The following is a 12,819-nucleotide window of genomic DNA, read 5'->3' on the forward strand; positions in this document are numbered from 1 at the left end:
CCGTGCTCGGTGCGCTGCGCCGTGTGAACATGTGGCGCCGTGGCCGGCCCTCCAAGGTGGACCTGGTCGGCGGCCTGCTGGCCATGCCGCGCCGCTACCTGGTGGACCTGCACCATGTGGTCGAGCGCGACAAGTACATGTCCAACACCCACGTGGCCACCGCTGGTGGTTTCGTGCTCTCGGCGCTGCTGGCGATCCTGGTGCACGGTTTCGGCCTGCAGAGCAAGGTCCTGGGTTACGCCTTGCTGCTGGCCACGGTGGTCATGTTCACCGGCGCCATCTTCGTCTTCAAGCGCCGCCTGAACCCGCCTTCGCGCCTGTCCAAGGGCCCGTGGATGCGCCTGCCCAAGAGCCTGCTGGTATTTGCTGCCAGCTTCTTCATCGCCACCTTGCCGGTGGCCGGTATTCTGCCGGCCAACACGGGCGGCTGGGTGATGGTCGGCATTCTGGGCCTGGGCGTGCTGTGGGGCGTGTCGGAGCTTTTCTTCGGCATGACCTGGGGCGGGCCCATGAAGCACGCCTTCGCCGGTGCCCTGCACCTGGCCTGGCACCGCCGCGCCGAGCGTTTCGGTGGTGGTCGCTCCACCGGCCTCAAGCCGCTGGACCTGGAAGATCCCCAGGCACCGCTGGGGGTGGAAAAGCCCAAGGATTTCACCTGGAACCAGCTGCTGGGCTTCGACGCCTGCGTGCAGTGCGGCAAGTGCGAGGCCATGTGCCCGGCGTTCGCTGCCGGCCAGCCGCTGAACCCCAAGAAGCTGATTCAGGACATGGTCGTCGGCCTGGCCGGCGGCAGCGACGCGCAGTTCGCCGGCAGCCCGTACCCCGGCAAGCCGATCGGTGAGCACAGCGGCAACCCGCACCAGCCGATCGTCAACGGCCTGGTGGATGCCGAGACCCTGTGGTCGTGCACCACCTGCCGCGCCTGCGTCGAGGAATGCCCGATGATGATCGAGCACGTCGACGCCATCGTCGACATGCGCCGCCACCTGACCCTGGAAAAGGGCGCCACCCCGAACAAGGGTGCCGAGGTGCTCGACAACCTCATTGCCACCGACAACCCTGGCGGCTTCAACCCTGGTGGCCGTCTGAACTGGGCTGCCGACCTGAACCTCAGCCTGTTCAGCGAGAAGAAATCCGCCGACGTGCTGTTCTGGGTCGGTGATGGTGCCTTCGACATGCGCAACCAGCGCACCCTGCGCGCCTTCGTCAAGGTGCTCAAGGCGGCTGGCGTGGACTTCGCCGTGCTCGGCCTGGAAGAGCGCGACAGCGGCGACGTGGCACGGCGCCTGGGCGACGAAGCGACCTTCCAGAGCCTGGCCAAACGCAACATCCAGACCCTGTCGCGCTACCGCTTCGCGCGCATCGTGACCTGCGACCCGCACAGCTTCCACGTGCTGAAGAACGAATACGGCGCCTTCGGTGGCGAGTACCAGGTGCAGCACCACAGCACCTTCATCGCCGAACTGGTACAGGCCGGTGCGCTGAACCTTGGCCAGCACAAGGGCGGCAGCGTGACCTATCACGACCCGTGCTACCTGGGCCGCTACAACGGCGAATACGAGGCACCACGCGAAGTGCTGCGTGCCCTCGGTATCGAAATCAAGGAAATGCAGCGCTCGGGCTTCCGTTCCCGTTGCTGCGGCGGTGGCGGCGGTGCGCCGATCACCGACATCCCTGGCAAGCAGCGGATTCCGGACATGCGCATGGAAGACATCCGCGAGACCGGCGCCGAGCTGGTGGCCGTGGGTTGTCCACAATGCACGGCAATGCTCGAAGGCGTGGTCGAACCACGGCCAGCGATCAAGGACATCGCCGAGCTGGTCGCCGAAGCGCTGCTCGAAGACGCCGCGGCCCCGGCGCGGCCAGCGGCCCAGACCAAACGTGAAGCTGCGGAGGTGCACTGATGAGCGACATTATTCGCCGCGACCCGCGGGCCGAGTGGATCGCCCGTAACCGCCTGCACCCGCTGCATGCTGCCATGCAGCCGGCCCAGGATCGCTGGATGGGCCCCAACGGGCTGATCCGCAAGAAGGTTCACGGCATCGGCTTCATCGGCCCCAATGGCCTCAAGCGCATCGACCGCAGTGGTGCCCAGCAGGGTGGTTCGGTACGTCGCGTTGCCGCCGCCGAGGTTCAACTGCCGCTGCATCAGGTGGCGCAACCGGCGTTCTACATCGCCGTAGCGCCGGACATGGTCGGCGGCCGCCTGGGCAGCCACGACCGGGATCTGCTCGGCCTGGCCCGGCAATTGGCCGGCCAGGACGGCGCGGTGCTGGCCGTGGTCTTCGGCGAGCACAAGGAAAGCGCGTTCGATAGCGCAGGCGTGGACCGCCTGCTGGTCATCGAAGGCGAAGCGTTCGAAGGCTATTCGCCCGAGCAGCGCGTACAGGGCCTGCGGGCTGTGGATAACCAGTTCGGCCCGCGCCACTGGCTGCTGCCCGACAGCCGCACCGGTGGTGGCGAACTGGGTCGGCGCTTCGCCGCCAGCCTGGGCGAGCGCCCGGCCACGCGGGTCTGGCAGGTCAAGGACGGCCAGTGCATCGGCCGTGCCGGTGCCGGCCAGCAGGACCTGGTGCAGCCGCTGGCGCGCCTGATCCTGGCCGCCGCCGAGTGTGCCGATCCGGTCAGCGAAACCCGACACGAAGCCTTGCCCGTGGAGTTGTCCACAGGTGTGGCGCGCAGCCTGGCGCGCATCGAGGATCTTGGCCCAGTGGCCGTCGACCCGGCGGCGATTCCCATGGCCGAGTCGGAGTTCATCTTCTCCGGCGGCAACGGCGTCAAGGACTGGGACCTGTTCCACAAGACCGCCGCCGCGCTGGGCGCCACCGAGGGGGCTTCGCGGGTGGCTGTGGATAACGGCTTCATGGCCCGTGACCGCCAGGTCGGCGCCACCGGTACCTGGGTCACCGCGCGGGTCTACGTGGCGGTGGGCATTTCCGGGGCGATCCAGCACCTGCAGGGCATCGGTGCCTGTGACAAGGTGGTGGCGATCAACATGGACCCCGGCTGCGACATGATCAAACGGGCCGATCTTTCGGTGATCGGCGACAGTTCCGAGCTGTTCGAGGCGCTGATTGCCGCCGTGGACGCCTGGCGCAACGGAGGTAAACGCGATGCGGCCTGAAGCAGCGGCAAGCCAGTCTTCTTCACTGCAGGTCATGAGCCTGGTTTCGGTAGGCGCACACCCCACCTCGGGCCGTGCCCGCCGCGCCGAACAGGACGCCCGGGCGGTAGAGCTGGGTCTGCGTCTGGCAGGGAACAACCTGCAACTGCTGCACGCCGGCAACCCCGAGGAGCCGGCGCTGCGGGCCTACCTGGGCATGGGCCTGGACGAGATGCAGATTCTCGAACAGCCGGCCGGGGCGGACGCACTGCCAGTGCTGAGCGAGTACATTCGCGACAGCCAGGTGCAACTGGTGCTCACCGGCACCCAGGCGGAAACCGGCGAAGGTTCGGGCATGCTGCCGTTCCTGCTGGCCGAGCGCCTGGGCTGGCCACTGGTGGTGGGCCTGGCCGAGGTCGAGTCGCTGGACAACGGCGTGGCCACCGTCCTGCAGGCCCTGCCACGTGGCCAGCGGCGCCGCCTCAAGGTGCGCCTGCCGCTGCTCGCCACTGTGGATAACGCCGGTCCCACGCCGCGCCAGACCGCCTTTGGCCCGGCGCGCCGGGGTGTACTGGGGGTTGATCAGGTCGAGGTGGTCAGTGACCCGCTGCTTGACGGCGATACCCTGCAACCGGCCAAGCCACGGCCCAAGCGTCTCAAGGTGATCAAGGCCAAGAGCGGTGCCGACCGCATGAAGGCCGCCACCGCCAAGGCCAGCGGCGGCGGTGGCAAGGTGCTCAAGGGCGTCAGCGCCCAGGAAGGCGCCGAGGCGATTCTCAAGCTTCTGGTGGAGGAGGGGGTCATTCGCTGACCCCGCTTTCATCGTCCCCCGTTCGCGGCCAGAGCCGTTCTTGCACAGGACCGGAGATCCAGGTGCAGGAAAGGCTCTGGCCGCGACTTTTTACCCCTCTGCGCACCCGCAGGCGCATCTTCCGGGTCTGGGAGCGGCTTTAGCCGCAATACTGCTCGCTTAAGCGGCATGTGGCCTGGTGGGAGCGGCTTTAGCCGCGAAAGCGCCAGGAAATCCATTGCATCTGCTGTGAGCATGCGGTCGCTTCGCGGCTGAAGCCGCTACCTACCCGGTCTAACTTGGCCGTATTGCTACTTATCCCCAGCTCGCGCCACACAAGTACGCATACGGCCTGACAACGACGCCTGCTCACCCTGGATATGCACACCTCGATGCAGTGTTACGCACATTCTCTGTGCGCCTTGCTGTGGGTAAGATGTTTGCGCTTGGCTGTACCCCACGTAGATAAAGGCTTTCAGACCGTTGTTCAGATATTGACCAGTCTTTGCGGCAAATACACACGACCTGCGCATGTGGATAACGCACGCTGTTGCGCAGGCTGTTGTTAACAAAGTCTGTTGGTCGCTCTGTGGACAAGATGTTCGCTTTGTTCTGCAAGCCACGTCTTACGTGGCTTGCAGGCAGTTGATCAGTATTTGAGCGATCAGGCGCGAGGGAGGGCGCCGGACGGTGATATCGCCAGTTTTCGGGGCGTGCAGAGGCTTTTCCACAAGGCGTTTGGCGAATGTTCACAGTTGCCCCCAAAGTCTGTTGGCGTCTTTGTGGACAAGTTGTTCGCCAACTGCTGTAGCCCTCGTTCCATAAGACTTTGCTGGGATTGGTCAAAAAACATACAGGGTGCGGCGCGGGTGCATGCAACGTGCGTAAGCCCTTGTACAGCAAGGCTGAAGTGGGGTTTTCCACCATTACTGTGGGCTGTGCTGTGGATAACGTGTTCGTGGAGTGCACAGGGCGCCACAGGGCTTGGGCTCGCAATGGTCTGGTCGTTTTTCGCTCAATAAAAAAGCCCGCCCCGGAGCCGGGGCGGGCTTTTCAGTCAGGCAGCGTCTCAGTTGCTCTGAATCTGCACTTCTCTGAGGTAGGGCGCAGGTTCTGCGCCAAGGTTGGCCAGCATGCGTGCGCTGTACCAGTCGATGAAGTTGACCACGCCGAACTCGTAGGTCTTGGAGTACGGGCCTGGCTGGTAGGCGGTGGAGTTGATGCCGCGCTGGTTCTCTTCGGCCAGGCGACGGTCCTGGTCGTTGGTGGCGTCCCAGACTTCACGCAGGCGCGCGACGTCGTAGTCCACGCCTTCCACGGCGTCCTTGTGCACCAGCCACTTGGTGGTGACCATGGTTTCCTGAGCGCTGATCGGCCACACGGTGAACACGATCAGGTGGTCGCCCATGGCGTGGTTCCAGGAGTGCGGCAGGTGCAGGATGCGCATCGAGCCCAGGTCAGGGTTCTGGATGCGGCCCATCAGCTTGCTGCAGCCCTGCTTGCCGTCCATGGTCATGGACACGGTGCCCTTGAGCAGCGGCATGCGCACGATACGGTTGCGCAGACCGAAACCGGCGTGCAGGTAAGGGATCTTCTCGGCTTCCCACTTGGCGGCGGAATCGGCCACGTGGTCCTTGAACTCCTGGGTGGCACGCGGGTCGTGGGTGTCATCCCATTCCAGCAGGGTGTTGAGCAGCTCGGGGTGCGAACCGCTGCAGTGGTAGCACTCGCGGTTGTTTTCCAGCACCAGCTTCCAGTTGGCCTTTTCCATCAAGGTGGTCTGCACCGCCACCTTGGTGTTTTCCATGTCGTAGGGTTCCATGTAGTGGTGCAGGGTCGCCAGGAACTCGTCGATGGCCGGCGGGTTCTCCGCCAGGCTGATGAAGATGTAGCCGCCAGCGGTCTTCACGTTGATCGGCTTGAGGCTGAACTTCTTCATGTCGAAGTCTTCGCCCATCTCGGTGCCGGCGTACAGCAGGCGGCCGTCCAGCTCGTAGGTCCACTGGTGGTAAGGGCAGACCAGCTTGGCCACCTTGCCTTTCTCGCTGGTGCACAGGCGCGAACCGCGGTGACGGCATACGTTGTGGAAGGCATTGATGGTATTGTCCGCGCCGCGCACCACCAGTACCGGGTTGTTGCCGATCTGCAGGGTCAGGTAGTTGCCCTTCTTGGGGATCTCGCAGGTCATGCCGGCAATCAGCCATTCCTTCTGGAAGATCTCCTGCATGTCGATCTGGAACAGCCGCTCGTCGTTGTAGAAAGGCTGCGGCAGCGAGTACGTGCGCTCGCGGGTCTGCAGCATTTCGGCAGTGGCCTTGCGTGCTGCTTCAAGTGGGTCGCCCAGGCTGATGTTTGCAGTGACGTCCATCGTTAGGTTCCTCATGACCGCCTCGGGCGGTCGAGATATGGCTGATTACGGTTCTTGGGGGTGCACACAGGGCGATGGTGGGTCGCTCGTGGTTACGAATCGTGTCGTAAGAATTTAGCGGCGAGTGTGGAGCCGGGCGCGGCCGGAACCTTATCCATGCACGACATGGCCGAATCCGTTCCCGACGGGCAAGCCCATGCCCTCCGGGGCTGGTTGCCGTAAGCACGTCAGTGTCGCTGATGGATAAATGGCGTGACAGGGCGTTACGCAGAATTCGCCTCAAGAAAGGCCGGCAGTCGGCCGTGGAGATCCAGCATGTCCCAAAGCTTCCTCAATCCGGTCAACACCCAGACCTGGGTCAACGGTCGTCACCTGGTGCGTGTCGTCAAGGTCGTTCAGGAAACCTGGGACGTGCGCACCTTCTGTTTCATGGCCGACCAGCCGATCATGTTCTTCTTCAAGCCAGGGCAGTTCGTCACCCTGGAGCTGGAGATCGAAGGCCAGCCGGTGATGCGCTCGTACACCATTTCCAGCTCGCCGTCGGTGCCCTACAGCTTCTCGATCACCGTCAAGCGCGTACCGGGCGGTCGCGTGTCGAACTTCCTTCACGACACCCTGCACGAAGGCCAGGAACTGGCCGTGCACGGTCCGGTGGGGCTGTTCAACGCCATCGACTTCCCCAACCCGAAGATCCTCTACCTCAGCGGTGGCGTGGGTATCACTCCGGTGATGTCGATGGCGCGCTGGTACTACGACACCAACGCCAACGTCGACATGGTGTTCGTCCATAGCGCCCGTTCGCCGAAGGACATCATCTATCACCGCGAGCTGGAGCATATGGCGTCGCGGATCGACAACTTCAGTCTGCATCTGGTCTGCGAGAAACATGGCCTGGGCGAGCCCTGGGCCGGTTACCGCGGTTACCTGAACATCCGCATGCTGGAGATGATGGCGCCGGACTTCCGTGAGCGCGAGGTGTTCTGCTGCGGCCCGACGCCTTACATGGCGGCGGTCAAGCGCATGCTCCAGGAAAACGGCTTCGACATGGCCCAGTACCATGAAGAGTCGTTCGGCGCCACGCCGCCGGAAGCCAAGGCCGATGCCGTCGAGCACGCCGAACAGGCGGCCGATGCCCCAGACCTGGATATTTCCGACCTGCACCAGGTGGAGTTCAGCGACACCGGCAAGAGCATTCGCATCGCTCCGGGCGAGACCGTGCACGCGGCGGCTGCCAAGCTGGGCCTGATGATCCCCAAGGCCTGCGGCATGGGGATCTGCGGTACCTGCAAGGTGATGAAGCTCAGCGGCGAAGTGGAAATGGAGCACAACGGCGGCATCACCGAGGAAGACGAAGCCGAAGGCTACATCCTGTCGTGCTGCAGCGTGCCGAAGAGCGACGTGCGTATCGAGTACTGATGTAGCAGCGATGCACCGTGTGGGAGCGAGCTTGCTCGCGAAGAGGCCGGCAAATCCAATGCACCGGTTGCCGCCGTCGTGAGCCAGCTCGCTCCAACAAAAGCGCAGGAACGCCTGCCTGAGCCGCATTGCTCCGGCTGCGAAAAGCTGGTCATCCCGGGTTCATCCCGGCTGAAGCCGGTCCCCCAGGTGAGCGGCCGCGATCAGAGGCTGAAGCGCGCTACCAGGGTATTCAGGCCCACCGCCAGGCGCGAGAGTTCGCCGCTGGCGGCGGAGGTCTGCTGGGCGCCGGTGGCGGTCTGGGTCGACAGGTCGCGGATGTTCACCAGGTTCAGGTCCACTTCGCGGGATGCCTTGACCTGTTCCTGCGCGGCGTCGGCGATCATCCGGTTGCGGCTGTTGATCTCTTCCACGGCGGCATGAATGGCATCCAGCGCCTGACCGGCGCCCTTGGCGACGTTCAGGGTGGTGTCGGCATGCTGAGTGCTGTTGTGCATCGATCCCACCGCCTGTTCGGTGCCGCCCTGGATGTTGGCGACCATGCGTTCGATCTCGCTGGTCGACTCCTGGGTACGATGGGCCAGGGCGCGCACCTCGTCGGCCACCACGGCAAAGCCGCGACCCGCCTCGCCGGCCCGTGCCGCTTCGATGGCGGCGTTGAGGGCCAGCAGGTTGGTCTGATCGGCCAGGCCGCGAATCACATCCAGTACCTTGCCGATATCCCGCGACTGCTCCGCCAGCTGGCTGACCTGCCGGGCGCTGTCCTGCACCTCGCCGCTCATGCGTTCGATGGCCGTCAGGGTTTCCTGTACCAGATCGCGGCCATCGCGTGCCGAGCGGGTCGCCGCCTGCGAGGCCTGGGAGGTGGTGTCGGCGTTCTGCGCCACGGCTTCCACGGCGCTGCTCATCTGGTTAACCGCCGTGGGGGCCTGTTCGATCTCGTCGTTCTGCCGGCTCAGGCCGCGGGCACTTTCGTCGGTCACGGCATTGAGTTCTTCGGCGGCTGAGGCCAGTTGGCCGGCCGAACCGGAAATCTGCAGCAGGGTGTCGCGCAGGTTGTGTTGCATGGTGTGCATGGCCTGCAGCAGGCGACCGGCTTCATCTTGCCCGTGCACCTCGATGCTCTGGTTCAGCTTGCCGGCGGCGATGGTTTCGGCGGCCGACAGCGCGCTGGCGATCGGCTCGGTGATGCTGCGGGTCAGGCGCCAGGCGAACAGCAGGGTCAGTAGGGTCGCGATGACCAGCAGCCCCACCACCAGGTCGAAGGCGTGCTGATACTGCTGTTCCGCGTCGGCCGTGGTTGCGCCCAGCTCCTGGGTGTGCGACTCCACCAGGCGACCCAGCACCGCGTTGATGCGGTCGGCGTTATCGGTCATCTCGCTGTTCAGCAGGCGGCTCACGCTTTCCAGATCGCCGTTTGCCGACAGGCTGCGCATGCGCTCTTCCAGTTGTCGATACCCTGCCAGCAGGTCCAGGTACTCCTTGAACATCGCGCGTTCCTGCGGTTTGTCGAGCAGCGGCTCGTAGGCCTTGCGGGCCTGGTCGAGCTGCTGGTTGCGCATCACCAGCAGTTCCTGGTTCTTCTGTTGGCTGGCGGGGTCGCGATTGACCAGCAGGCGGTAGGACAACACCCGCATGCGCAGGGTGATCTCGTTGATACGGTTCAATTCCCTTATCGCCGGTACGCTGTCCTGGGCCAGTGCTTCGGTCGCACCACGGATCTTGCTCATCTGCAGCAGGGCGAACACCCCAAGGATCAACATGAGCGCGCCGATCAGGGCAAAACCGAGAAATGCACGGGGGGCGATATTCATCTTGCGTAGCGACATGGAAATTCCTCGAGGAAGGCGCAATCCATGCGGCCAGTAAGTAGGGTGCCAAAGCGACGGTGTGATCCGACCGGCAACGGGATCCAGAAGTTGCGCAGGATGATATCAAAATGATGCTGTCATTCGCCCGGCGTCATTGAAATGACGTTCCATGATTGCCGTTGGCTGTGCTGCAGGCCGCCATTTACAAGGGGCTGGCAGCTTTTCGGGCTGTGCGCTTTTGTCGCACCCGAAGCACCCGACGAATTGCAGAAACCGAGTGGGAATCTGTCGGTCTCAGGCTGCGGCGATGAATGAATGTTCATCTTCAGGCTGTGGCAACCGCCCAAGTCCCGGCAGGCGCCTGCCGGCACGCCATGCCACACCGGGCGCGCGGGGCAGGGCGGTCCGTGCCGCACTAGCATGCGTACCGACTTTTCTTTATCGTGTGCGCCCCGTGGAATTTGCTCGAGTAAACAGAATGTTGGAATCGTCTCTCAGCCAGTTGGAACAACTTGTCAGCGATCTGGTGCAACAGAACCAGCAATTGCAGGACAGCAATGCCCAACTGCGTGCCGAACTGGCCCAGGCCAGGGAAGAAAACGACAGCCTGCAACTGAGCCTGTTGGAACATGAAGAGAAGCAAGGCAGCGCTGCGGCGCGTATCCAGGCCCTGGTCGAGCGCGCTACCAGCGCCAGCGCCGTGAACGCATGAACCGCTACGATGGTGTAACCGTGCTCTCCATCATGGGCAATGACTATTCGGTCAAGGCCCCTCCCGGAGAGGAGCAGACTCTGCAGCAGGCGGCGGCGATGCTGCAGGCATCGCTCACCGAAACCAAGCGCCAGTACCCGACGCTGATCGGCGACCGGCTGCTGATGCTCGCGGCGCTGAACCTGTGCTCCAAGCAGATCCAGCTCGAAAAGCAGCACAAGATCGAGCTGGAGCGCGCCCAGGAGCAGGTCGACGCCACGGTGCAGGCCATCTCGCGCACCATCGGCCAGGGCTGACAGCCCTGGTGCCGTCCGCAGGCTGCTTCAGCCAGCCTGCATGACCCGACGAATGTCCGCCGCCAGTTGGCGTACGCGGTCCTGTTCGGTGTCCCATGAGCACATGAAACGTGCCCCGCCCTTGCCGATGAAGGTATAGAAGCGCCAGCCCAGGCTGCCCAGCGCGGCGATGGCCGGCTCCGAGAGTTGCAGGAACACGCCGTTGGCCTGCACCGGGAACATCAGTTCCACACCCGGCACATCCTTGACCAGCTCGGCCAGCAGCTGCGCGCACTGGTTGGCGTGGCGGGCATGGCGCAGCCAGGCGTCGTTCTCCAGCAGCCCGACCCAGGGCGCCGACAGGTAGCGCATCTTCGAGGCCAGTTGCCCGGCCTGCTTGCAGCGGTAGTCGAAGTCTTCGGCCAGCTCACGATTGAAGAACAGGATCGCCTCGCCCACCGCCATGCCGTTCTTGGTGCCGCCGAAGCACAGTACGTCGACGCCGGCTTTCCAGGTCAGCTCCGCCGGGGAGCAGCCCAGGAAGGCGCAGGCGTTGGAGAAGCGCGCGCCGTCCATGTGCAGGTGCAGGTTGAGTTCCTGGCAGGTGGCGCTGATAGCGCGCAGCTCTTCGGGCTGGTAGACCGTGCCGACTTCGGTGGCCTGGGTGAGGGTGACCACGCGCGGCTTGGGGTAGTGGATGTCCTGGCGCTTGAGGGCGATTTCGCGGATCGCTTCGGGGCTGAGCTTGCCGGCGGTGCTCGGTGCCACCAGCAACTTGGAACCGTTGGAGAAGAACTCGGGAGCGCCGCATTCGTCGGTCTCGACGTGGGCGGTTTCCGAACAGATCACGCTGTGGTAACTCTGGCACAGCGCTGACAGCGCCAGGGAGTTGGCGGCCGTGCCGTTGAAGGCGAAGAACACCTCGCAGTCGGTTTCGAACAAGCGGCGGAAACCATCGGCGGCGCGTGCCGTCCACTGGTCATCGCCGTAGGCGCGCTGGTGTCCCTGGTTGGCCTGTTCCATGGCGGCCCAGGCCTCGGGGCAGATACCGGAATAGTTGTCGCTGGCGAACTGTTGGCTCTGGTCGGTCATTGCCGATTCCTTATGCTTGACGAGGTACGGGTCTTGGCGGGCCTTGTGGGCTGCCATGTACCTCTGGTCTGGGATGCCTATACATTAGAGAGACTCATGGATCTTTCCAACCCGCCCTTTCTGCCCAGACGCGATCGCGCGCTGGACCTGCTCAAGTGGCTGGCGATGCTGAGCATGGTGCTGGACCATCTGCGCTACGTCGGCTGGTCGGCGGACTGGTTGTATGTACCGGGGCGCCTGGCCTTTGCGTGGTTCTGCCTGGCCATTGCGGTGAACCTGGCGCGGCGCAGTGCCGCCGAGACCGGCCCCCGGATCCGCTGGCGGTATCTGGCCTGGATGGCCGGCTTCGCGGTGCTGTCGGAGTTGCCGTATCGGCTGTTCATGCCGCAGGCGCAGACGCTGAATGTACTGCCCACGCTGTTGCTCGGCCTGCTGGTCGCTCAGGGCTGGCGCCAGCGCATGCCGCAAACCCGCACCATGGCGCTGCTGGCCTTGCTGCTGGCGGCGCTGTTTCAGCAGCACCTGATGTTCGGTTTCGCCGGGGTGATGCTGCCGCTGGTGATGCTGATGGTGTTGCAGCGGCCGTTGTGGCTGGCGGTTTTTCCGGCGGTGGTGTGCGTGGCAGGCAATGCCTGGGCGGAGATGCTCGCCGGGCTGCGCTGGGGGGATGCAGTGTCCATCGGTGCGCTGCTGGTCTGCCTGTTGGCGCCACTGGCCGGGCTGCTGCTGTTGCGGCGCAAGCTCAGTCTGGCGATCTGGCCGATGCGCCGCTGGGCCTATGCCATTTACCCCGCGCATTTCGTGGCGCTGTGGGGGCTCAGGCAGTGGGTGGTTTGAGGGTGAAGGCGGCTTTGTCTGCGGCATGTGGCCCGGTGAGAGCGGCTTTAGCCGTAATACTGGTCAGTTCAGACCGTGGGAGCGAGCTTGCTCGCGAAGGCGGCGTCAACTTCACAGCTTGTTCGGCGACTTTGCCAGTTTTTCGCGAGCAAGCTCGCTCCCACAAAGCCGCACAGCGCTTAATTGAACAGTATTGGCTTTAGCCGCAATGCTGATCTTTTAGACCAGAGGAATCTGGTCTGGCGTCGCTTTTGCTTTTTTTAAAGCACAGAACTTGCAGACGCCGCCAAACGCGACTTCGGTGCAGGCCGAGTGGAGGTGTCATGGAAGGGGGTAAGCCGGCAGGGAAGCCGGCTTAGGCGCACTGGGCCAGGGACGGCCCATTGCGCCGACCCCCTGGAATGGCGCCGGAAGG

Annotated in this window: 10 protein-coding genes; 7 read left to right on the forward strand and 3 right to left on the reverse strand. The window is 64.2% G+C overall.

Going from position 1 to position 12,819, the window contains the following annotated elements; all coding sequences use genetic code 11:
• Positions 1–2: 2 nt before the first annotated feature.
• From dgcB to QZ497_RS01595, 3 genes are read left to right on the forward strand one after another with little or no spacing between them, the layout of a single operon-like run.
• Complete coding sequence (dgcB, locus tag QZ497_RS01585; protein ID WP_295470487.1) at positions 3–1,904, forward strand: dimethylglycine demethylation protein DgcB; 1,902 nt, start codon at positions 3–5, stop codon at positions 1,902–1,904.
• Positions 1,904–3,124 (forward strand): electron transfer flavoprotein subunit alpha/FixB family protein, encoded by a 1,221-nt coding sequence (locus QZ497_RS01590; protein WP_295470489.1) that lies wholly within the window; start codon positions 1,904–1,906, stop codon positions 3,122–3,124. The genes dgcB and QZ497_RS01590 overlap by 1 nt, the downstream gene beginning before the upstream one ends.
• The gene (locus tag QZ497_RS01595; protein WP_295470490.1) at positions 3,114–3,914 is read left to right on the forward strand and encodes an electron transfer flavoprotein subunit beta; all 801 of its coding nucleotides are present in this window, start codon (positions 3,114–3,116) and stop codon (positions 3,912–3,914) included. Before QZ497_RS01590 ends, QZ497_RS01595 begins: the two co-directional genes overlap by 11 nt.
• 1,048 nt (positions 3,915–4,962) lie before the next feature.
• On the opposite strand, the gene gbcA is transcribed toward QZ497_RS01595, so the two are convergent.
• On the reverse strand, positions 4,963–6,261 hold the full coding sequence (gene gbcA, locus QZ497_RS01600; protein WP_295470492.1) for a glycine-betaine demethylase subunit GbcA: 1,299 nt from the start codon (positions 6,259–6,261) through the stop codon (positions 4,963–4,965).
• A 315-nt stretch (positions 6,262–6,576) separates the two neighbouring features.
• On the opposite strand from gbcA, the gene gbcB reads away from it, so the two are divergent.
• Entirely contained in the window at positions 6,577–7,677 is a 1,101-nt protein-coding gene (gbcB, locus tag QZ497_RS01605) for a glycine-betaine demethylase subunit GbcB (protein WP_295470493.1), read from the forward strand.
• Positions 7,678–7,880: 203 nt separating this feature from the next.
• Here the strand turns inward: gbcB and QZ497_RS01610 are convergent, their stop codons facing one another.
• Positions 7,881–9,506, reverse strand: a complete 1,626-nt coding sequence (locus QZ497_RS01610) for a methyl-accepting chemotaxis protein (RefSeq protein WP_295470495.1) — start codon at positions 9,504–9,506, stop codon at positions 7,881–7,883.
• A gap of 460 nt (positions 9,507–9,966) precedes the next feature.
• On the opposite strand from QZ497_RS01610, the gene QZ497_RS01615 reads away from it, so the two are divergent.
• Positions 9,967–10,200 carry a hypothetical protein gene (locus QZ497_RS01615; RefSeq protein WP_295470496.1) on the forward strand — a complete coding sequence of 78 codons (234 nt, stop codon included), beginning with the start codon at positions 9,967–9,969 and terminating at the stop codon, positions 10,198–10,200.
• Complete coding sequence (locus QZ497_RS01620; RefSeq protein WP_295470498.1) at positions 10,197–10,496, forward strand: cell division protein ZapA; 300 nt, start codon at positions 10,197–10,199, stop codon at positions 10,494–10,496. Before QZ497_RS01615 ends, QZ497_RS01620 begins: the two co-directional genes overlap by 4 nt.
• Before the next feature lie 27 nt (positions 10,497–10,523).
• On the opposite strand, the gene QZ497_RS01625 is transcribed toward QZ497_RS01620, so the two are convergent.
• A complete protein-coding gene (locus tag QZ497_RS01625; RefSeq protein ID WP_295470499.1) occupies positions 10,524–11,567 on the reverse strand; it encodes a low specificity L-threonine aldolase in 1,044 nt (347 codons plus the stop codon).
• A gap of 96 nt (positions 11,568–11,663) precedes the next feature.
• Between QZ497_RS01625 and QZ497_RS01630 the strand changes: the two genes are divergently transcribed.
• Positions 11,664–12,404: a TraX family protein gene (locus tag QZ497_RS01630; protein ID WP_295470500.1), complete on the forward strand. Its 741-nt coding sequence runs from the start codon at positions 11,664–11,666 to the stop codon at positions 12,402–12,404.
• The last annotated feature ends 415 nt before the right edge of the window (positions 12,405–12,819 follow it).

This window comes from uncultured Pseudomonas sp. (genome assembly GCF_913777995.1).
Classification (GTDB): Bacteria; Pseudomonadota; Gammaproteobacteria; order Pseudomonadales; family Pseudomonadaceae; genus Aquipseudomonas.

Coding starts and splice junctions, on each gene's coding strand:
- QZ497_RS01590 (WP_295470489.1), top strand. CDS start 1,904: ATGAGCGACATTATTCGCCGCGACCCGCGGGCCGAGTGGATCGCCCGT.
- QZ497_RS01595 (WP_295470490.1), top strand. CDS start 3,114: ATGCGGCCTGAAGCAGCGGCAAGCCAGTCTTCTTCACTGCAGGTCATG.
- gbcA (WP_295470492.1), bottom strand. CDS start 6,261: ATGGACGTCACTGCAAACATCAGCCTGGGCGACCCACTTGAAGCAGCA.
- gbcB (WP_295470493.1), top strand. CDS start 6,577: ATGTCCCAAAGCTTCCTCAATCCGGTCAACACCCAGACCTGGGTCAAC.
- QZ497_RS01610 (WP_295470495.1), bottom strand. CDS start 9,506: ATGTCGCTACGCAAGATGAATATCGCCCCCCGTGCATTTCTCGGTTTT.
- QZ497_RS01615 (WP_295470496.1), top strand. CDS start 9,967: ATGTTGGAATCGTCTCTCAGCCAGTTGGAACAACTTGTCAGCGATCTG.
- QZ497_RS01620 (WP_295470498.1), top strand. CDS start 10,197: ATGAACCGCTACGATGGTGTAACCGTGCTCTCCATCATGGGCAATGAC.
- QZ497_RS01625 (WP_295470499.1), bottom strand. CDS start 11,567: ATGACCGACCAGAGCCAACAGTTCGCCAGCGACAACTATTCCGGTATC.
- QZ497_RS01630 (WP_295470500.1), top strand. CDS start 11,664: ATGGATCTTTCCAACCCGCCCTTTCTGCCCAGACGCGATCGCGCGCTG.